Annotated in this window: 16 protein-coding genes and 1 riboswitch; of the genes, 12 read left to right on the top strand and 4 right to left on the bottom strand. The window is 30.2% G+C overall.

From position 1 onward, the window contains the following. Positions 1 to 133: 133 nt before the first annotated feature. Positions 134 to 1,354 (top strand): amidase domain-containing protein, encoded by a 1,221-nt coding sequence (locus ACWJJ7_RS08265; RefSeq protein WP_462964763.1) that lies wholly within the window; start codon positions 134 to 136, stop codon positions 1,352 to 1,354. 291 nt (positions 1,355 to 1,645) lie between these two features. On the opposite strand, the gene ACWJJ7_RS08270 is transcribed toward ACWJJ7_RS08265, so the two are convergent. Next, positions 1,646 to 2,962, bottom strand: coding sequence for an ABC transporter ATP-binding protein (locus tag ACWJJ7_RS08270; RefSeq protein ID WP_462964764.1), 1,317 nt, complete (start codon positions 2,960 to 2,962; stop codon positions 1,646 to 1,648). 23 nt (positions 2,963 to 2,985) lie between these two features. After that, on the bottom strand, positions 2,986 to 4,704 hold the full coding sequence (locus ACWJJ7_RS08275; protein WP_462964765.1) for an ABC transporter permease: 1,719 nt from the start codon (positions 4,702 to 4,704) through the stop codon (positions 2,986 to 2,988). Positions 4,705 to 5,092: 388 nt separating this feature from the next. After that, a riboswitch (M-box (ykoK) riboswitch) is annotated at positions 5,093 to 5,282 on the bottom strand. 235 nt (positions 5,283 to 5,517) lie between these two features. On the opposite strand from ACWJJ7_RS08275, the gene ytaF reads away from it, so the two are divergent. Together ytaF and ACWJJ7_RS08285 are read left to right on the top strand one after the other, a co-directional pair. After that, positions 5,518 to 6,132, top strand: coding sequence for a sporulation membrane protein YtaF (ytaF, locus tag ACWJJ7_RS08280; RefSeq protein WP_462964766.1), 615 nt, complete (start codon positions 5,518 to 5,520; stop codon positions 6,130 to 6,132). 520 nt (positions 6,133 to 6,652) lie between these two features. Beyond that, positions 6,653 to 9,151 carry a cation-translocating P-type ATPase gene (locus ACWJJ7_RS08285; RefSeq protein WP_462964767.1) on the top strand — a complete coding sequence of 833 codons (2,499 nt, stop codon included), beginning with the start codon at positions 6,653 to 6,655 and terminating at the stop codon, positions 9,149 to 9,151. A gap of 125 nt (positions 9,152 to 9,276) precedes the next feature. On the opposite strand, the gene ACWJJ7_RS08290 is transcribed toward ACWJJ7_RS08285, so the two are convergent. Together ACWJJ7_RS08290 and ACWJJ7_RS08295 are read right to left on the bottom strand one after the other, a co-directional pair. Then, the gene (locus ACWJJ7_RS08290) at positions 9,277 to 10,980 is read right to left on the bottom strand and encodes a putative bifunctional diguanylate cyclase/phosphodiesterase (protein WP_462964768.1); all 1,704 of its coding nucleotides are present in this window, start codon (positions 10,978 to 10,980) and stop codon (positions 9,277 to 9,279) included. A gap of 147 nt (positions 10,981 to 11,127) precedes the next feature. Next, complete coding sequence (locus ACWJJ7_RS08295; RefSeq protein ID WP_165413014.1) at positions 11,128 to 11,292, bottom strand: zinc-ribbon domain-containing protein; 165 nt, start codon at positions 11,290 to 11,292, stop codon at positions 11,128 to 11,130. A gap of 312 nt (positions 11,293 to 11,604) precedes the next feature. On the opposite strand from ACWJJ7_RS08295, the gene ACWJJ7_RS08300 reads away from it, so the two are divergent. The 9 genes from ACWJJ7_RS08300 to ACWJJ7_RS08340 all read left to right on the top strand — a co-directional run bounded on the left by ACWJJ7_RS08300 (position 11,605) and on the right by ACWJJ7_RS08340 (position 20,762). Next, positions 11,605 to 11,982: a GntR family transcriptional regulator gene (locus ACWJJ7_RS08300; RefSeq protein WP_462964769.1), complete on the top strand. Its 378-nt coding sequence runs from the start codon at positions 11,605 to 11,607 to the stop codon at positions 11,980 to 11,982. Between the two features lie 2 nt (positions 11,983 to 11,984). Next, entirely contained in the window at positions 11,985 to 12,884 is a 900-nt protein-coding gene (locus ACWJJ7_RS08305) for an ABC transporter ATP-binding protein (protein ID WP_462964770.1), read from the top strand. Then, a complete protein-coding gene (locus ACWJJ7_RS08310) occupies positions 12,859 to 14,805 on the top strand; it encodes a DUF6449 domain-containing protein (protein WP_462964771.1) in 1,947 nt (648 codons plus the stop codon). Before ACWJJ7_RS08305 ends, ACWJJ7_RS08310 begins: the two co-directional genes overlap by 26 nt. Positions 14,806 to 14,997: 192 nt before the next feature. Beyond that, on the top strand, positions 14,998 to 16,497 hold the full coding sequence (locus ACWJJ7_RS08315) for a spore germination protein (protein ID WP_462964772.1): 1,500 nt from the start codon (positions 14,998 to 15,000) through the stop codon (positions 16,495 to 16,497). Continuing rightward, positions 16,494 to 17,654 (top strand): Ger(x)C family spore germination protein, encoded by a 1,161-nt coding sequence (locus tag ACWJJ7_RS08320; protein ID WP_462964773.1) that lies wholly within the window; start codon positions 16,494 to 16,496, stop codon positions 17,652 to 17,654. The genes ACWJJ7_RS08315 and ACWJJ7_RS08320 overlap by 4 nt, the downstream gene beginning before the upstream one ends. Before the next feature lie 18 nt (positions 17,655 to 17,672). Next, on the top strand, positions 17,673 to 17,888 hold the full coding sequence (locus tag ACWJJ7_RS08325; protein WP_462964774.1) for a hypothetical protein: 216 nt from the start codon (positions 17,673 to 17,675) through the stop codon (positions 17,886 to 17,888). 50 nt (positions 17,889 to 17,938) lie between these two features. Then, complete coding sequence (locus tag ACWJJ7_RS08330; RefSeq protein WP_462964775.1) at positions 17,939 to 19,039, top strand: GerAB/ArcD/ProY family transporter; 1,101 nt, start codon at positions 17,939 to 17,941, stop codon at positions 19,037 to 19,039. A gap of 111 nt (positions 19,040 to 19,150) precedes the next feature. Continuing rightward, positions 19,151 to 19,546, top strand: coding sequence for a large-conductance mechanosensitive channel protein MscL (gene mscL, locus ACWJJ7_RS08335; protein ID WP_462964776.1), 396 nt, complete (start codon positions 19,151 to 19,153; stop codon positions 19,544 to 19,546). 121 nt (positions 19,547 to 19,667) lie between these two features. Then, positions 19,668 to 20,762: a DUF3810 domain-containing protein gene (locus ACWJJ7_RS08340; RefSeq protein WP_462964777.1), complete on the top strand. Its 1,095-nt coding sequence runs from the start codon at positions 19,668 to 19,670 to the stop codon at positions 20,760 to 20,762. Positions 20,763 to 20,814 lie beyond the last annotated feature (52 nt).

Here is a 20,814-nt window from a genome sequence, read left to right on the forward strand (position 1 = left end):
TTATTTTGATGAATAATTTTCCAATATTTCAAATTAATTTTTTTTTAGTTTTGCAAGAAATCTTATTAATGTGGAATACTAAATTAGTGCTTATTTTAATATTGCTTTAAAAAGATTGGAGGTATATCAATTCATGAGAAAAAATATTCACCGAATTCGTATTTCTATTATCATTTTCCCTTTTATTTTATTGTTGTGTTTATTTTTCTATAAACCGGATAATTTTCACACCAATAAAGATATGGCTATTTCTACAATAGCTTTAGTAGATTCTGATAAAACTGAAATTACAAAAGTAATCGAAAATATTTATAAACAACGTTGCTCAATGTTTATTACTAGAGATCTTGCTAATCTCCCTAATTATTATGATACCTCTCAAAAGCTTGGAAAATGGAGTTTAGAACATGAGGTGAAAAGATTTAGTTATTTTAATGATTGGTCAACTCAAAGAGGTATGAATTTTATAAAAGTTGAATCTACTCCCAAAGTTAGAAAAATAACTAGTACCAAAAGAGGTTTTCGCTTGTTGGTGGATGAATATTATAAATTTCAGTATAATTACAAAAATGATATAGCGCCCACTACAAATATTTTTGGAGTAGGATTAACACACTCTATGGAACTGATAAAAAAAGAAGGAAAATGGATAATTTATTCTGATTGGTATTTAGATTGCTTTGAAGATGCATTAAAATCTTATTTAGGAGAAATAAAAGACGTCAAACTTAATGCTGATAAAAAGCCTATTTATAAACTTGAAAATTGTCCTAAAATACCATCCGAACACAAGACTGTTACCAATGGTCGTTATAACAAAATAAATGCTGTTAAATATGCGGACAAATACTGTGGGATACCGTGGGCAAGTGGAAATTCAACAAAATATAATAAAAGATACACAAACTATACCGGCATTGGTGGAAATTGCACCAATTACGTATCTCAATCCATGGGAGATAAAGAAGGTGGTGGTCTAAGATTTGATGGCACTTGGAACTGTACTTACAAAAAATATGATGGAGCTGATGGAAGCTCAGCCTGGGTTAATGCTGATGCCTTTAAAAATTATTTGCTTTATAGTGGTAGAGGAAAATTACTAGGAAAAGGGACATTTAAGGAATTAATTTCTCCCCTTCCGGGCTATCCATGTGGAGCAGTACAAAAATTGGATATAGGTGATCTTATATGTTATGCCAAAGGTAATGATATAGATCATTTTGCAATGGTTACTGGCTTTGATTCTCATGGCTATCCTCTTGTTAATACTCATACTATTGACCGATATCATGTGCCTTGGGATTTAGGCTGGGGAGATAAAAACATTAATTTCTACTTAATACATGTTAAATAGTAACTTCACCCCATGAAATGGACACAGCTAAAGAATAGTTGTAAAGTCCATTTGATGGGGTGTTTTTATATGTTAAAAAATCAACAATTTTATGCAACATAAATTAATATGAGAATAATATAAAGTAAAATATTATTCTCATTATCTAATTGATATTATTTAAAAAATATTAAATTTCATTATATGATGATACATTCTAATTCTTGCCAATAGTCCTTCTATTGCAAATGGCTTTGTAAGACCACTTTCGCTATATAATTAAATAGTGAGCTAGTAGCCCACTATTTAATACTAATTGATATAACCGTCATTATCCTCATTTTCTAAAAATAATTCTTCGGAGTCATGATCGTAATTAAATACCTCTGCATACCTACCCCAATCAATTATTGAAACCATTGTATTTTCTACTTCATAAGTTGAAAAATGCTGCATAAATAATTCCTTAAAAAATTCTTCTTTCATAGTCTTATTTCTCTTACTATTTAACACATTTTCAATAACTCTAAACGTTGAAATATTTTTAATTTGGTTCTTAAATATGGTTTTACTATCTTCTATATCAGCTTCAACGAATTCTTTTCCAAGTGTTGTAATAATTATATCTCCCTCTTTTATCTCAGCGAAATTAAGCATACATGTACCTTCAATATTTGGAAGTAAATCATCACTTTCCATCATTAAATCACGTCCAAGCTGATAGATATCCATTTTGCCATCATTATCGTCAATAAGTTCAAGAAGACCTGACATAACTCCTATAGGAGCTTTTGGTATTAGAACAGGTTTTTCTTTATTTTCATTTATAGCTTCAGTTACTTCTTTGTCTTCAATCTTTTCTTCTAATTTCCCACTGGTCAAAATCTTATAGATATTATCTACAATACTTTCAAATTCAGGAGACTTCCTATTTCTTGGGTGAGGAAGGTCTACCTTTAATTCTGCAATTACCCTTGCAGGATTTTTACTAAGTATTATTATTTTATTAGCCATAAGTACTGCCTCTTCAATATTGTGAGTTATCATTATCACACTTTTCATTGGCATTCTTTTATCTGTCCATAAATCTATAAGTTCAGTTCTTAAATTTTCAGCCGTTAAAAAATCTAGTGCAGAAAAAGGTTCGTCCAAACACAGAAGTTTAGGCTCAACGGCGAGTGCCCTAGCAAATCCAACTCTTTGTCTCATACCACCTGATAGTTCTTTAGGATAAGCCTCTTCAAATCCATCTAGTCCTATAAGATTTATTAAATCTTCTGCTTTCTCTCTTGTATATTCTTTAGGAAATTCTTTAGCTTTAAGCCCAAGTTCTACATTTTCAAGTACAGTTAGCCATGGATATAAAGCAAAGGTTTGAAATACTATAGATGCATAGGGATTAACGCCGTTAACTCTTTTACCATCAAATAAAACTTCACCTTTATCAGGTTGAATTAGACCTGTTATTGTTCTTAATATAGTGGATTTACCAGAACCAGATGGTCCGAGTATTCCAACAAAGTCCCCTTCATTAATATCTATATTTATATTTTCAATAGTAGGTTTATCCGAACCCCCAAAATATTTAGTTATTCCATTCACTTTAATAAACTCTTTTACCTTTTGCATTACTAACACCTCTTTCTATCTTACTATAGTTCTATTTTATACTTCACTTCTGCTAATTTATACAACGGTTTCCAAATCAACTTATTGAATGCAACTACCACTATACACATAACAATTGTACTAAGAATAAGCATTGGAAAATCTCCTTTATTAGTTGCATCTGATATTAATGCACCAAGTCCAATAGTGCTAAATGTTTTGTTACCAAAATCCACATATTCAGATACTATACTGGCATTCCAGCATCCACCTGTAGCTGTAATCATTCCAGTTATGAGATAAGGAAATATTGCTGGTAGTATTAGTGTCTTCCACTTCTTAAAGCCTTTAAGTCCAAAAGTCTTACTAGCTGATATCAAATCATCTGGTATTGCCATTGCTCCTGCAATTACATTAAACAATATATACCATTGTGTTCCCATTAACATTAGAAAGACTGATGCTATACTTAATCCACCAACAGCACTCATAAAGAAGCCTAGTACTACAGGAAATAGTGCTGTAGCTGGAACTGATGCTATAACTTGGATAATCGGTTGAAATATATTTGCTAACTTTTTATTCATCCCTATAGCAACTCCAACTGGTACTGTCCATATAAGTGCTATAACTTGTGCAGCAAGTACTCTTAATAATGAAGCTCCTACTGCTGGAAGCAGTTTGGCAAGTTCACTCGTAGAAACGGTAGCTATAAGTTTTAAAGCGTTAAATAACGAATAACAAAGTAAAATACCTATTACAATTCGTACTATTAAGCTTATAAATTTCCCTAAAATACCAACCTTCAAATATTTTTCATTACTAAATCTTTCTATTAAATTTTCAATAATATTATTAACAAAAAAGTTAATTTTGCTAAATACCTTTTCTGATATAAATTCAATAATCACTGAACGTCTTATCATTGTAAGAATGAAGGAATGGGATTTTTCATCATTTCCGGTAAGTTCTACTTTAAATTTATCAGCCCATACAATTACAGGTTTCCAAACCAATTCATTTAGCAGTACAATTACCATTATTAATGTAAATACTCCCCATAAAAGTGCTTTTGTATCTCCCTGATTAGCTGCTGTTTGAAGGTAAGATCCTAAACCCTCAAGTCTAAAATTTCTACCCTTTAAGGTAAACATTTCACATGCCATTAAAAAGAACCAACCACCAGCCCAAGACATCATGCTATTCCAAACGAGACCTATAGCTGAAAATGGAAGTTCCAGGGTTTTAAATTGTTGCCATTTACTTAATTGAAAAACTTCAGTTGCTTCTTTTAAATCTCTTGGAATATTCTTAATTGAATGATAAAAGCTGAAGGTCATATTCCATACCTGCCCGGTAAAAATCAAAATAATTGAAGCAATTTCAATTCCTATATTACTATGAGGGAATACTGCAACTAATCCCAAAACAACAGCTGGTAAGAATGAAAGTACAGGGATTGATTGCAAAATATCAAGTATAGGTACCAGAACCTTCTCTGCCTTTTCATTATGGGCAGCCATATATCCGTATATAAATGTAAATATCAATGATAAAATATATGCTACTGTCATCCTTCCAACTGACTTAAGCGCATAAATTGGAAGTTTTGATAAACTTGTTGAAATTACCACGTTTTGGCCGGTTGAAGCATGGTTGCTATTTGGTGACACTAAAATATACAATAATGCTATTATTGATGCAAATATTATAATATCAAATAGTCCAAATTTTCTTTTAATAAAATTCACTGTATGTTTCATTTTAAAACCTCCTATGATTTGTATTATGAATTAACACATCTCGTAGTAATCTAAATAAACTTATACTTCTACCATAGCTAATATCTATTTAATAAAAAACACCTTTTAAATAGTAGTTGGCTATGGTGAGGATATAAAATCCCTTAAATTCGTTTATTAAATCACTATCCGCAGGGCCATCATCCATGCCAATCACCTCCTTAAATCATCTTCTGCGAAGCTGCAATATCACTGACTTCTTGACGGATATTTAGACTCCCACTGAAGTTTTTTCTTTGTTATAGTATGTAACTTCCACTTATAGAAGTGGGATACTCTCCTTCTAAAATGTCATTAAAAGAATAAAATCTCTCCACAACAAGTGAAGAGATTCAATACGAATCAAATAATGCCTTCTCCACTCGTTGAGTTTTAGCACTGTAAAGCGTAGAACATAATCATTCATATTATCTATGAAAGTTGTCAGCTACATTAGGTAAAACCTTAATCCGGTAGTACCTGCTGACCCATTGGCGTCTCTCGACGTTTCTGGGCAGTAGCATATTTCTATACAGTAACCTCACCTAACAAGAATATTAAATTATTATTCCCAATTAGTTTTAATCTTATACTTTTATACTATGCGTAAAACTAAAGTATGTCAATGATTTTCAACAGTTTCCAATTAATGTTATCAATTGAAAACCGTTATCTTCATTTCACACAGATACTTTCTATCATTAACTGTTAAATAAGTTTTCCAGTATAGCTTAATCACCATATAAGTTTACAACCCATATATTGAAATATAACTAATAAAAGGAGAGAACATATATGGCATTAATTTTATCAGCATTATCATTTAGCTTATCCAATAACCTAGATAATGCAGTTGTAGGAATAGCTTACGGAATAAAGAAAGTAAAGATAGGGAAAATTGCAAATCTTATAATAGCAATTGTATCATCTATAGGAACACTTTTATCAATGCTCGTTGGAGTATATATATCAAAATTTTTACCTCACTCTGTAGCTAATGCTTTAGGTGCTATAGTTATTATTACCTTGGGAGTATATTTTGTAATCCAGAGCATAATAAAATTTGCAAATAAAACCAAGTCAAAGGAGCTCGCCTTAAAAAACATTACTGATATGATTAATTATGCTGAAAAATCAGATTTAGATAACTCTGGTGATATAGATATGAAAGAGGCTTTCGTTTTAGCATTAGGATTAACCTTTAACAATTTAGGAACCGGAGTAGCTGCAAGTATAACAGGAGTTAGTATTAAATTAACAGTCATATCTACATTTATATTAAGTATCCTTACAATTAAATTTGGTGTAGCTATAGGTGATCATATGTTAGGTGAAATTCTAGGTAAATATGCACCATTATTTTCAGGTATATTGCTAATAATACTTGGTATTACTGAATTCCTTAATTAACATTTTTACATTTGTAAATAAGACTTTGTTAAACTAAAATACGAAAATAAGAATATTAAAATTTGGTATTCTTATTTTTCGTATTTTTCTTATAACAGTTAATATAGCTATGGTTAAATCCGAGATACTGATAAATATGTGTATAAAAGTGCCTCTTTTGAAAAGTGGATAATTCGTAAGGCTTAATAAACATACAAAATATTACGCTAAATATAATTTGCATTCTGTTATAGGATATTTAGTTCAGCAAATGTCCATTAAACAGATAGGTCCAAGCAAAACTTCAATTTTTATTAATTTGGTACATATGGCAAAAAAACTAGCACTGAAAGTGATAATTAATAAGGACTATCATATGTTAATGCATGTTATTCACAATTAATTCCCATTAATAACTATATTTGATTCTCAATTGATAATATTTTCTTGTATAATATTATTCAAAACTGCTTAACATTTCTATGTTTATAGCATATAATAATTAATGTATTAGTTATTAATTGATAATGAGGTGTAATAAATGCAAAATAATTCATTAAAGGGTTTGAGTAAGGTCGAGGTAAAAACTCTTAGAGAAAAATATGGTTTTAATGAGCTTGTGAAAGTTAAAAAGTCTAATCCCATAATGAAATTTTTAAGTGTATTCAAAGAGCCTATGTTTTTATTATTAGCAGGAGCAGCAACCTTATATTTTATATTAGGTGAACCTCGCGAAGGTAGTATAATGCTTATTTTTGTTGTTTTTGTAGCAACTATAACTTTTGTTCAGGAATGGAAAACTGAAAAAACTATGGATGCTTTAAAAGATTTGACCTCGCCCCATGTTATAGCCCTTAGGGATGAAAAAAAACAAGTAATCAAAAGTTGCGAGCTTGTACCCTCTGATATAATTTTTTTATCAGAGGGAGATCGTATTCCAGCAGATTGTGAAGTGGTCGAAGAATCAAATTTCTCAGTGGATGAATCTTCCCTTACTGGAGAAAGCGAACCTGTATATAAGGTGCCTACTGGAGCTATAGATTACTCAAATGAATACTGGAAACAAGATCATTTATATGCAGGTACTTTGTCTAATTTTGGGAAATGTACTGCTAGAGTAAAGACAATAGGCTTTGAAACAGAATATGGTAAAATAGGAAAAACTATAAGTGAAACAAAGCAGGAACCCTCTCCTCTTCAAAAGAAGGTATCTCATTTAGTAAAAACATTAGCTATTGCTGGTTTTATTTTATGCATTATAGTAATAGTTTTTTCCTATATGCATACTGGTGAGTTTGTTAAGAGTATATTAGATGGTGTAACCTTGGCTATGGCCATTATTCCAGAGGAGTTCCCCATGGTACTTACAATATTCTTATCCCTAGGTGCATTTAGGTTAGCTAAAAAGAACACCTTAATTCGCAGCATACCTGCTGTGGAAACTTTAGGTTCTACCACCGTTCTTTGCGTCGATAAAACAGGAACAATCACACAAAACATTATGAGGGCAAAAGCTATATATAGCAATGAATTTATAGACCCAGATAAACTTCAGGATAAAGATTTAGCTAAGCTTTTAGTTTTAGCTTGCGAAAAGGATCCCTATGATCCTATGGAAAAAGCAATCGTTGCAGCTGGCAATGATAAAACAGATGTAAATGAACTTTACAATCTTGAGCTAGCTAAAAAATTTACTTTTGATTCTAAAACCAAAAGAATGGCAAACATTTATAAAGAAAATAATACCTATTATATAGCAGCTAAAGGTTCCCCAGAAACTACATTACCACTATGCAATTTAGGTCCAAATGAAGAAACAAAAGTTTTAAATATTATCGATAATATGGCTAGCAAAGGCTTAAGAGTTATTGCCCTGGCAGATTTAGTAACTTGTACTCTTAAGGATGATTTAGAACAGTATAGTTTATGTTTTAAGGGATTAATCGGACTTCAAGATCCACCGAAAGAAGGCGTACAAGATGCTATAAATATATGTAAAAAAGCTGGAGTAAGAGTAATGATGATAACAGGAGATTATTCTAAAACAGCTATAGCCATAGGAAATGAAATAGGTCTTAATTTTAATGACTCTGCTATTACTGGAGATGAAATTGATGCTATGACTGGCGATGAACTTTGCGAGGCAGTGAAGCATTGTGATATTTTCTCAAGAGTAATTCCAGAACATAAAATGAAGATAGTTAAGGCACTTAAAAAGAATGGTGAAATTGTTGCAATGACCGGCGATGGCGTAAATGATGCCCCAGCCCTAAAAAATGCTAATATAGGTATTGCAATGGGCAAAAGAGGAACAGAGGTTGCGAAAGAAGCCGCCGATATGATTCTAATGGATGATAATTTCACAACTATAGTTCATTCCATAGAAGATGGAAGGAGGGTTTTTGATAACATTCGCAAAGCTATGGTATATATAATGATAATTCATATTCCCATTATGGCCTTAGCATTATTTTCACCTATTTTTAACTTACCACAAATATTGTTACCTGTTCATATTGTACTTTTAGAGTTAATTTTGGATCCAACCTGCTCTATAGTTTTTGAGGGTGAACCAGCAGAAGATTATATAATGGAGGAGCCTCCTCGCTTGCCGGATGAACCTCTACTAACAAGAACATTAACAAAAAAAGTTTTATTACAAGGTACAACAATGTTTTTAGCAGCATTTTTACCTTTCCACTATATGGTTGATTCAGGTCTAAGTGCAGACTATGCAAGAACTTTTTCTTTAATGAGCTTGATAGTCGGAAATGTAATTTTAGTCTTAGTTAATAGATCCAACACTAAGTATCTAATTAGTGTTTTCAAGGACAAAGGTAGCAAAGCTAGATTTTACATTAATAGTTTAGCCTTGGTAATGTTATTTTCAATAGTGTATATTCCAGCTGCTCATCCTATTTTTAAAACTGTAGCGCTGAATTTTAAAACCGCTATACTAGCCTGCATCCTTGGTGCTGCTTCTACTGGTTGGTGGGAAATCGTTAAATTTTTTAACAATTCAAAGTGCAATAAAATATAGGAAAATACTACAATTAAGATAATTGAAAATTTAAATAAAATGCCTTAAATCATAACCCGTGAGGCTGATATATTAAAAACACCAAACACTTAAATCATTTAAGTGTTTGATGTTTTCCTTACTTACTATTTTTCCTTAAAATGCTCTTTTCTAAGCATTTTTTCAAATTTCTCGGGCAAAACTGGAGGGCTAAAATAATACCCTTGAATTTGGTCACATTTATTTCCCCTTAAAAAATCAATTTGTTCCTCTGTTTCTGCACCCTCTGCTATAACTTTAATTTCTAAACTTTTAGATAAATTTATAATTGTTTTTGCTATAGTACCATCATCATCTTCCGGATAATCTTTAATAAATTCTCTATCTATTTTTATCTTATCAAATTTAAATTTTCTTAAATAGCTTAAAGAAGAATACCCTGTACCAAAATCGTCCATCACAAGTCTTACCCCAATATTATTAAGGCTATTGAGCTGTGCCATTAAATCCAGATCATTACCTAGTAGTAATCCCTCTGTAACCTCTATTTCTAGTGATTCACCTAATAAGTCATACTTCTTTAACTTATCTTGTATCATTTTAAAAATATCCACTTTTTTAAATTGCACAGGAGAAATATTTACTGACATTAAAATAGGTTTAAGCTTCTCATCGGTCCAATTTTTATTTTGCCTTAAAGCTTCATCTAATACCCATTCACCAATTGGCAGAATAAGTCCTGTTTTTTCGGCAATAGGAATAAATCTAACTGGTGATATATTTCCGAGTTCTGGGCTTTTCCATCTTATTAAAGCCTCTGCTGCCACTATTTCCTCAGATTCCAAATCCACTTGAGGTTGATAAGTTAAATATAACTCACCTCTTTCTAATGCTCCGCTTAGTAGATGTTTCATTTTAATATTTTCTAAATACTTTTCCTTAAGATCAGTCTTATAAAATTGAACACTACTCTCTGTTTCCTCTGCTGCACATGCCTTTGCTATATTAGCATTTTCAATTGTTAATTCTACAGTATCTAAATAATTATCATAGCTTGCAACTCCTATAGCTAATTGAACATATATTTCTAGGTCCTCTATTACAAAAGGATTTTTGAATTCATTTAATACATTATTAACAAACTCCAATATATTATTATCACTTTTACTATATTCTAAAAGAATCATAAATTCATTTTTCCCTGGAGAACCTATAACAAAATTATCCTTCATATGACCTTTTATTCTTTTTAGTGTAGTTATTATTAAGCAATCAGCCTTTTTTAGGCCTAAACCAGCCTTTACAATATCGTAATTTGTAATTGTTAATGATACTAAACTATATTTATAATCTTTCTTATTAGAATTTTCACTGATTTTTTCACTGATTAACTCTTTCATTAAAGATAAATTAGGAAGTGAAGTAAGCCCATCATAATTTTTTAGAATATTAATCCTTTCTTCCCTTTCTTTTAATAAAGTTAAGTCTTCAAATATACCTACATATTGCATATCCTTATCATTATCACCTTTTATTTGTAGTATGTTTAACCACTTAGGATAAATTTCTCCAGTTTTCTTTCTGTCCCAGATTTCACCCTGCCAATTTCCATAGACTTCTATAGTTTGCCACATTTTTCTATAAAATTTACCGTCATGCTTTCCTGATTTAAAGGCTGAGGTTTTTACATTTAAAACTTCTGCTTCTTTATACCCTGTAATATGTAAAAAAGCTTTGTTTACATATCTAATACGAGTTTCTGCATCTGTAATTAATATTGCTTCCTTAGAATTTTCAAAAACATTCACTACTATTTTCTTGTACCAATTTTTACTTTTCTTTTTAATCATTTAGCCCCACTCCCTAATGATTATTATATTATTCTTCAATAATTAGTATACTATATATACCACTATTGGAAACATATATTTTATAATTTTCTACAAAAAAATAAACCCTATAGGTTTAATCCTATAGGGTTAATAATACGTTTTTTACTAGTTTCTGAATCCTCTGTCATTTTGTTGTTTTCTTGCTCTTCTGCAATCAACACATCTTTGAGGTTCATTGTCGAATCCTTTTTCTTTGTAGAATTCTTGTTCGCCTTCAGTGAACACGAAGTCTTTACCACAGTCTTTACAAACTAAAGTTTTATCTGCCATTTTAAATATTCCTCCTTTTTCAAATATTAAGATCTAACAACCGATTAACAATTATATTCTAAAAAGAGGATATGTTGTTATCTAGTTTAATCTCAATAATAACTGGTATTAACCAGTTATTATAAATGTATCTTACCATATATATTAGTGAATAACAATACATTTTTGATTGTTTGCGGTGAATTAAACTATTTATAACTTTACAATGTATTATTTATCCTTTATACTATAACTGTATTGTGTTCAATAATACAGTTGACACACTAATGTTATACCTTTAAAGTTTTAAATAAGAAAGAAAGGAGGAATAAGATGTTTGAATTAGATTTAAGAAGTCGTCTGCCCCTTTACGAACAACTTGTAGAAAAGTTTAAGCAACTTATAATTAGTGAAATATTGAAGCCTAATGAACAGTTACCTTCTGTACGCACTATCTCAATGGAGCTTACTATGAATCCCAATACTATTCAAAAAGCGTATAAAGAACTAGAAATACAAGGATATATACACTCCATAAAAGGAAAAGGCAGTTTCGTTACTCCCTCAGCACAAGTAGCAGATTCTGAAAAACTAAAGAAAATAGAAAATGAATTAACAAAAATACTATCTGAGGCAATGTATATGGGGATGACAAAAGAATATATTTTAAAAATAATTTCACAAATACAAACTAATAAAAAGGAGGAATAAATATGATTTCAGTAAAAAATGTTTCTAAATCCTTTGGTGATTTAGAAGCATTACAAAATGTAAACTTAAATGTTAATAAAGGCTCTATTTATGGCCTTGTCGGTTCAAATGGCGCCGGTAAAACAACCCTTTTAAAGCTTTTAGCAGGTATCTATAAGCAGGATAATGGAGAAGTTCAAATAGCTGGTGAAAATGTATTTGAGAATGTATTAATCAAATCAGAAACTGTATTTATACCAGATTCTCTTTATTTCTTTTCCCAATATACAATAACTAATATGGCTAACTATTACAAAAATATTTATCCATCATGGAACAATGAAAGATTTGAAAAGCTAATAAAAATATTTAATATAGATGTAAATAAAAAAATAAATAGTTTATCTAAAGGCATGCAAAGACAAGTTGCCTTTTGGCTTGCACTATCAACTATGCCTAAGGTTATGATTTTAGATGAGCCACTTGACGGTTTAGATCCAGTTATGAGACAAAAGGTTAAAAACTTAATAATCCAAGATGTTGCAGACAAAGAAATGACTATTATTATTTCTTCCCACAATTTAAGAGAATTAGAAGATATATGTGACCACATAGGAATTCTTCATAAAGGAACTCTCATAGTAGAAAAAGATTTGGATGAGTTAAAATCTGATGTGCATAAAATACAAATTGCCTTTAATGATAAAGTACCAGAAGAACTTTTTAGTGGTGCTGATATACTACACAGAGAAGAACGAGGAGTAGTACTTCTTCTAATCGTTAGAGGAAATAAGTCTGATGTTATTAATTACTTTAATAAATTTAATCCTGTTATTATGGATGTTCTTACTCTCACCTTAGAAGAAATATTTATATATGAAATGGGGGACGTTGGCTATGAAATTGAAAACATCATGCTTTAATAAAGGGATACTCGTAAATGATATAAAGCGATTTGGCTGGATAGGCATATGTTACACAATATTTTTATTATTCGAAGTACCTTTTAAAATATTAATGATCAATGCTAGTAATGCTTCTCATCCAGAGACTTCTACCTCAATGCAAAATATTTTTAATAATGGGGTGTTAATGACCTCAATAGCAGTTATACCAGTTTTAACTGCTATACTATTATTTAGATATATACAAAACAAAAAATCTGTAGATATGATTCACGCTCTTCCTATAAAAAGGGGAAAGTTATATGATAACCATATATTTATTGGAATACTGCTTCTTGTAGTCCCAGTAATTATCGCTGCACTTTCTGCATTATTACTTAAAGGTGCTTTAAATTTAAGCACTACAGATATTCACTATACGGTTAAAAATGTCACTTCCTGGGCTGGAATAACAATTTTATTTAATATAGTTATTTTTCTTTCAAGTGTTCTGGTTGGTATGCTCACAGGACTTTCAACTGCACAGGGAATACTTACGTATATATTTTTATTTTTACCGATTGGATTAACTGCCTTAATTAATTATAATCTTAAATTCTTTATTTATGGTATTGCCAGTGACTATTACATAGGCAATAGGATAGAATTTTTTTCTCCAATTACAAGATTTCTAGAGAATAGACCAATGACTTCAATGGAAATATTTATATATATAATTTTATGTATTATTCTTTACCTTGTAGCTAGATTTGCATACCACAAAAGAAATTTAGAAGCTGCATCTAATGTTGTTGCTTTTAAACATCTACAGCCTGTATTTAAATATGGCATAACCTTCTGCTTTATGCTAGTAGGTGGAATGTATTTTAGAGGACCTAAATATGGTGTCCGCTTTTTAATACTCGGATATGCTATAGCCTCTCTAATTGGATATATTATTGCAGAAATTATAATAACTAAATCCCTAAGAATCTTTAGAAATCTGAAGGGGTATTTCATGTATGCAGGTATTATTGCCCTAATCGCACTTGTTATTAATTCTGATATTATTGGATATGAAAGACGGATTCCTGCTCTAGAAAATATAAAGAGCATCTATCTGGATAATAACTTCTATCCTTTAAATGATAAGGAGAACAACCCAATACCAGCTTATTCCGAAATACAAAATCTTAATAACATTGAAAGTTTGCATAAGAAGATTATAGAGGATAAAAAAACTTTAAAGTACTATTCAAATTCAGATAAGCAAGTTGCTATTTTATATAATTTAAAAAATGGAAAACAAATAAAAAGACAATATAATATTCCAAAACAAATGTATGGAAAATATCTAAAACCTATATATGAATCAAAAGAATATAAAAAAATGAATAACAGTATTTTAAATACTGATTATAAATCCATTGATAAAATTTCAATTGGATCAAGATATTTAAATAAAGATGGATTAACAATAACAAATCCAATAAAAATTAAAGAGGCAATAAAAATTTTAAAAAATGAAGCCTTGAATGAAACTTATGAAAGCATCATAGATTCAAGGGATACATGGGCAGATATTGATATATTACTATCAAATGATAAAAGAATAGATTTATCTTGGAAAAGATCCTATAAGGAATTTGAAAACTGGTTAAAACAAAATGGATACTATTCTAAGGCTAGAATAATGCCTGAAGATATAGATTATGCTATTATACAAAAGAGAAATCCTAGTAACCTTAACGGTGGAATTACTCCTTTGGAAGAAAACAAAAATGTAAAAACACTTAAAATTACTGATAAAAACAAGCTTGAAACCTGTTTAACAAACTACTCACAAAATAGTGACGGACAGTATGTTTTAGGTCTATATGCGAAAAATGGTCAGGATATTACTTATTTAAATATTGAAGACGCATACGTTCCTGATTTTGTTAAGGCGTATTTCAAATAAGTAAGTAAGTAAAAACAATGGGACGGTTAATAACTAATTGTACTTAAAGGCAATTAGTTATTAACCGTCCCTCTTTGTTTCATATCCATACTTTTTTATAAACTTGATCTAAAAATGTATGTGAATAAAGCATTTACAAGTTGGCTAAAATATCTATATGTGGTCAATTATAATATAAAGGATGTTTAATTTATGAATACAAATGACTTTTCAAATATAAAACTAGTAAAATCATTAGATGAAAATATTAATATGATAAAAAATATTTTTATTAATGACATAACAGTCGTATATAGAGAGCTATCAGTTGGAAAACCTACTAGCACTAAGTGTACGCTTGTTTATATTGATGGAATGGCAAATTCCCAAATAATTAATGAGAATATTATAAAGCCAATTTTGTTAAGTGATATATCTGATATTAACAATAGTAACATTATGGATGTTTTAATGCAAAAATTACTTTTAACCGGCAGCAATAAAAAAACCTCCATTATTGATGATATTATAAGTGAAATTATATACGGAAAAACTATGCTTTTCATAGATGGTTTGGCCGAATTAATTTCTATTGATACTATCGGATGGGAAAAAAGGTCAATTTCAGAACCTCAATCAGAAACTATAGTTAGGGGTCCTCGGGAAGGCTTTACTGAATCAATGAATTTAAACCTTACACTTATTAGACGGAAGCTTATTAATCCTAACTTAAAATTCGAATTCATGAGAATTGGGAAACAAACTAAAACTCAAATATGTGTATGTTATATTGAAGGCATAGCAATGGAACCTATACATGAAGAGCTAATGGCTCGGCTTAATAATATTGATATTGATGGTATTTTAGATACTGGTTATATAGAAGAATTAATTAAAGATGCTCCTTATTCTCCCTTTAGGACTATTATTAATACGGAAAGACCTGATGTGATAGCAGGTAACCTTCTAGAAGGAAGATTTGCAGTTCTCTGCGATGGAAGTCCCGTTGTTTTAACTCTTCCAACTCTCTTTGTTGAGGTTTTTCAAAGCAATGAAGACTATTATAATAACTTTATATATTCCTCCATTGTCAGATCTCTTCGATGGTTATGTTTTTTTATTAGTACTAGTATTCCAGCCATATATGTAGCACTTGTTACCTTCCATCAAGAACTTATTCCAACTCCACTTCTTCTAAGTATATATTCTGCGAGACAAGGATTACCTTTTCCTTCAATTATAGAAGCCATGGGTATGATGATTGTGTTTGAGATACTTAAAGAAGCAGGTCTTAGAATGCCTAAACATATTGGTGGAGCAATTAGTATAGTAGGTGCCTTAGTGCTTGGTGATGCCGCTGTTAACGCAAGACTAGTCAGTGCTCCTATAGTAATAATTACTGCACTAACTGGAATTTCAAGCATTATGCTACCTAAAATGTTAGGAGTAGTAGAGATACGAATAATTTTTTTATTATTATCTTCCTTCCTAGGTTTATATGGTTACATTTTTGGCGTAATGGGTTTAGTTCTTCATATGATGTCTATTCGTTCCTTTGGTATACCTTATATGACTAACATCCCTTCTTTTTCCACTCAGGATATAAAAGATTCGGTAATTAGAGCTCCCTGGTGGGATATGTATTTAAGACCGAAGCTGTTTACAAAAAACAAAAAGCGTCAAAAAAAGTGCAGAAAGAGGGACTTCAAATGAAAAAAAAAAAAAAAATTGTAATCATAGTTTTTATTATAGCTATGTGTCCTATTATATTATGTGGGTGCTGGAACTATAGCGAAATAGACACACTTGCAATAGTAGCTGGTGTTGCTATAGATAAAGATATATCAACAAATAAATATATTGTTACAACAGAAATTATAACCACGCAACATCAAGGGGGCTCCCCAACCATCGGTTCTGAACTTTACAGCTCCGAAGGTGACAGTATATTTAACGCGGTGAGAAATATGATAGAAAAAACCGGTTTAATGCTTTTTTGGGCTGATGAAAAAGTGCTAATTATAAGTGAGCCAGTCGCAAATGAAGGGGTAATTCCGGTAATTGATTGGGCCCACAGAGACCCCAGCCTTAGATCAGATATGTGGATACTAATAGCAAAAGGTGATAGTGCTGCCAAAATTTTAAAAAATAAGGTTAATCTTAATGCCGTATCTTCCTTTCATCTTAATGATGCCATGACTTCATGGAACACACTTTGTAAATTTCCTGATTCAATGTTATGGTCATTTGTCGATGGAATATCTTCGGGAGGTAAGTCTGAAGCAGTAGCTACAGTTGAAGATAAGCTTAATGCTGGCACTATAGTCCCTAATTTAAATGGCTCTGCTATTTTTAAGTCAGATAAGCTTGTAGGATATATAGACGGGGACGAAACCCTATACATGCTTATGGTTCAGAATAAAATAAAACAAGGATTAATTACTTTGAAAAATGTTTCAGGTTCTGACACCAGCATAACCTTAGAAATACATGAAAATAAAACTAAATTTACCCCCATTTATAACAATGGAACATCATCGCTTAAAATTGATATATACCCAGTTGTAAGTATAGCTGAAGTTGGAGGAACTAAAGATTTTATTAAAGAGGAAAATTTAAAAATACTTAAAAGTGAAGCAGAAAAAAAAATTGAAGATAATATACAATCTTTAATTAGTAAATTACAGAAAAATTACCATAGCGACGTTTTAGATTTTGGAGAGATTTTCAAAAAAGAAAAACCAAAAGTAAGTGAGATTTACAAAAATAATGGAGAAGATATTTTGCTAAGTCTAAAGACTGAAGTTAACGTGCACCTAAAAATAAAGGGTAGTGGTACAATAACAAATCCTATTCCAATAGAAAAATAATTAAAGGAGAATTTATAAATGTTTTTACTTGTAATAATTTTTTATATCATAGTAATATTATTTGAAACTGTCGTACTATTAAAAGAAAAAAAAATTGGTAAAATAGCACTATATTTTTCTCTGATTATATTTTCAATGATAATTAGCATTCTTCTAACTTTAGGAGTACAGTTACCAAGTCCATCGAATAAAATAAAAGATATTGTAGTTGCAATATTTGGTAAAATGAATTAGTTTTTTTTATTTACTGTTTATCATTACAGTAAATAGTATGGGAGGCATAAATGAAAAATGAAGTTATTTCTGAAAGACAAGCTACAATACTTATAATACTTTTTATAATTGGAACTAGTTTCTTAAATGGATCTGGAGGCGCTGCAAAACAAGATGCCTGGATTGCAATAATTATCGCCATTTTATGGTCTATTATATTGTTACTTATGTTTTCTAAGATTTTATCTTTATATCCTGGAAAAGATTTATTTGATATACTTCAAATCGTTATGGGGAATTTTATAGGAAAAACAATAAGTATACTAATGATATGGTTTGCCTTTCATGATGGATCCTTAGTTCTTAGAAGCATATCAGAATTTACTGATACCTCAGTGTTACCTGATACACCAGTTGTAGTGCCTATGATTTTTTTTACTATACTTCTTATATGGAGTTTAAAAGAAGGTATTGAAGTCTTAGGAAGGTGGTCTGAGTTCTTCATTTGGATTGTAATTCTAATATTTTTTACTATCTCTATATTTTCAATTTCACAAATGGACATAAGCAGATTAAAACCAATACTAAGTAGCGGTGCCGCTCCACTTCTAAGAGGTGCTTTCTCAAGTTATACTTATCCATTTGGTGAAATCATAATTTTTACAATGGTATTTTCTAATATATCTAAAGTTAAGAATTATAAAAAAACATTTATGGTAGGGTTACTTGTGGGTGGAGGTCTTGTATTTTTAGCAACATTAAGAAATATTTTAGTATTAGGTAGTGAAACCTTATCAAGATTATATTTCCCTTCTCCCATGGTAATAAGCATTATCCACCTAGGTAATTTGATTCAAAGACTTGAAATGACAGTAGCTATTGAATTTTTAGTATGCGTCTTTATTAAAGTAAGTATATGTATTTTTGCAGTTTGCAATGGAATTTCCAAGGTTTTTGGATTTGATGATTACAAGTTTATTGCAACACCTATAGCTCTTCTGATGCTTAGCTTCTCTTTTTTTGTTTACGAAAGTAACATGGAAATGGCATACTGGACTTTGAATATATGGCCATATTATTCCTTTGTATTTGAAGTTATAATACCTTTATTTATTTTTATTGTGGCGGAGATTAGGAATAGAAGTTCAGTAGATACAATCGTAACTAAATAGTTTTTTAGTATTTCTTCACCTAAGGTACATAAAACTAAATATACATTCTGATATATTTAAAAATCCATCTGAAACTTGATAGACTATACGTTGAAAGGAAGTGTTACATATATGTTGAAAGAATTTAAAGCATTTGCTCTTAAGGGCAGTATTTTTGATTTAGCAATAGCTGTTGTTATAGGTGCGGCATTTTCTAAAATAGTTACCTCTTTAGTAAATGACCTTATAATGCCTATACTTGGCATATTAGTAGGTGGTATTAATTTTAGTAGTTTACAATATTATATACCTTCATCTATAGCTGGTGGAGTAGGATTATCAATTAAATACGGTTTATTTATTCAATCTATCATAGACTTTTTAATAATTGCATTTTCGCTTTTTATATTTATAAAAGCTATATACTCTGTTAAAAAGAAAGAAACCAAAGAAGTTATTGTGCCTTCGCTCTCAAATGAAGAAGTGCTATTAAGTGAAATTAGAGACTTACTACAACAAAAAAAATAATATAAAAAGGCTCCAAGTAAATATTTCACTTGGAGATTTTTGTATAATTAATTATATTTATATTCAATTTATACAAATAGCTAAAATAAAAAATTATAAATATATAAAGAAGGTGCTTAATTTGAAGACATTTTTCTCTAAGAAGCAATCTTTTTTGATCTTGCTTTTACCATTAGGTATTCTCCTTACTCAATTGTCTAGAATATTTCCGAATTTTATAGAAAAATCCTATTCATCATTTTTTTATAAAATAATTGCTAGTATTTTAAGTACAATTACTAGATGTTTGCCATTTTCTCTTGCAGAACTTATAATTGTGTTTTTTGCAACTTTCGCATTATTGTATATTTCAAAAACAATTTTTGACTTATATAAATACGAAAATAAAAGATTAAGTATTTTTAACAATTTTGTTTTAAATATACTTGCTGCATCCGGACTAATATATTTTTCATTCCAACTTTTATGGGGATTTAATTATCAAAGACTTACACTTAATAAAATATTTCAGTTAAATATTCACACGTCATCTTCAAATGAACTTACTTTGCTTTGCTCGAGCCTTATAAATAGTTCAAATTCTCTAAGAAAAAAAACAAACGAAAATCAATATGGCGTAATGAAACTTTCTTGCAATAAAAAGTATATCCTAAAAACTGCTCAATTAGGATATAATAAAGCTTCTCTCCAATATGCTACATTAAAAGGTAACTATGGGATACCTAAGGGTATATTACTTTCAAGTCCAATGTGCTATACAGGAATTACAGGTTTTTATTTCCCTTTTACAGGCGAAGCAAATATTAATATGGCAGAACCTGATTCATTCCTTCCATTTACCACTGTTCACGAAATGGCTCATCAAAAAGGCTTTGCCAAAGAAGATGAAGCAAACTATATTGCATATATAGCTTGTATAAATCATCCGTATATAGATTTTCAATACTCTGGAACACTTGCAGCATTATCTTATTCATTAAATGCATTACAAAAAAGTGATTCTCAAAAATATAAAGAATTGATTTCAACTTGTAGCACAGGTGTAATTAATGACTTGAAGTACAACCAATCTTTTTGGGAAATGTACTCTGGTCCTATAGAAAAAATAGAAGATAAAATTAACGACACTTATCTTAAATCTCAAAATCAACAATCTGGAACAAAAAGCTACGGTGCAATGGTCGACTTACTTCTTGCTAATTACAGAAAAAAATGATTTTATAAACACCGTGTTTAAAATTAAACATGGTGTTTATAAAATCATCAAT

Source organism: Clostridium sp. CM042 (genome assembly GCF_055080995.1).

Coding starts and splice junctions, on each gene's coding strand:
- ACWJJ7_RS08310 (WP_462964771.1), top strand. CDS start 12,859: ATGAAATTGAAAACATCATGCTTTAATAAAGGGATACTCGTAAATGAT.
- ACWJJ7_RS08300 (WP_462964769.1), top strand. CDS start 11,605: ATGTTTGAATTAGATTTAAGAAGTCGTCTGCCCCTTTACGAACAACTT.
- ACWJJ7_RS08330 (WP_462964775.1), top strand. CDS start 17,939: ATGAAAAATGAAGTTATTTCTGAAAGACAAGCTACAATACTTATAATA.
- ACWJJ7_RS08295 (WP_165413014.1), bottom strand. CDS start 11,292: ATGGCAGATAAAACTTTAGTTTGTAAAGACTGTGGTAAAGACTTCGTG.
- ACWJJ7_RS08270 (WP_462964764.1), bottom strand. CDS start 2,962: ATGCAAAAGGTAAAAGAGTTTATTAAAGTGAATGGAATAACTAAATAT.
- ACWJJ7_RS08275 (WP_462964765.1), bottom strand. CDS start 4,704: ATGAAACATACAGTGAATTTTATTAAAAGAAAATTTGGACTATTTGAT.
- ACWJJ7_RS08285 (WP_462964767.1), top strand. CDS start 6,653: ATGCAAAATAATTCATTAAAGGGTTTGAGTAAGGTCGAGGTAAAAACT.
- mscL (WP_462964776.1), top strand. CDS start 19,151: ATGTTGAAAGAATTTAAAGCATTTGCTCTTAAGGGCAGTATTTTTGAT.
- ytaF (WP_462964766.1), top strand. CDS start 5,518: ATGGCATTAATTTTATCAGCATTATCATTTAGCTTATCCAATAACCTA.
- ACWJJ7_RS08290 (WP_462964768.1), bottom strand. CDS start 10,980: ATGATTAAAAAGAAAAGTAAAAATTGGTACAAGAAAATAGTAGTGAAT.
- ACWJJ7_RS08320 (WP_462964773.1), top strand. CDS start 16,494: ATGAAAAAAAAAAAAAAAATTGTAATCATAGTTTTTATTATAGCTATG.
- ACWJJ7_RS08305 (WP_462964770.1), top strand. CDS start 11,985: ATGATTTCAGTAAAAAATGTTTCTAAATCCTTTGGTGATTTAGAAGCA.
- ACWJJ7_RS08325 (WP_462964774.1), top strand. CDS start 17,673: ATGTTTTTACTTGTAATAATTTTTTATATCATAGTAATATTATTTGAA.
- ACWJJ7_RS08265 (WP_462964763.1), top strand. CDS start 134: ATGAGAAAAAATATTCACCGAATTCGTATTTCTATTATCATTTTCCCT.
- ACWJJ7_RS08315 (WP_462964772.1), top strand. CDS start 14,998: ATGAATACAAATGACTTTTCAAATATAAAACTAGTAAAATCATTAGAT.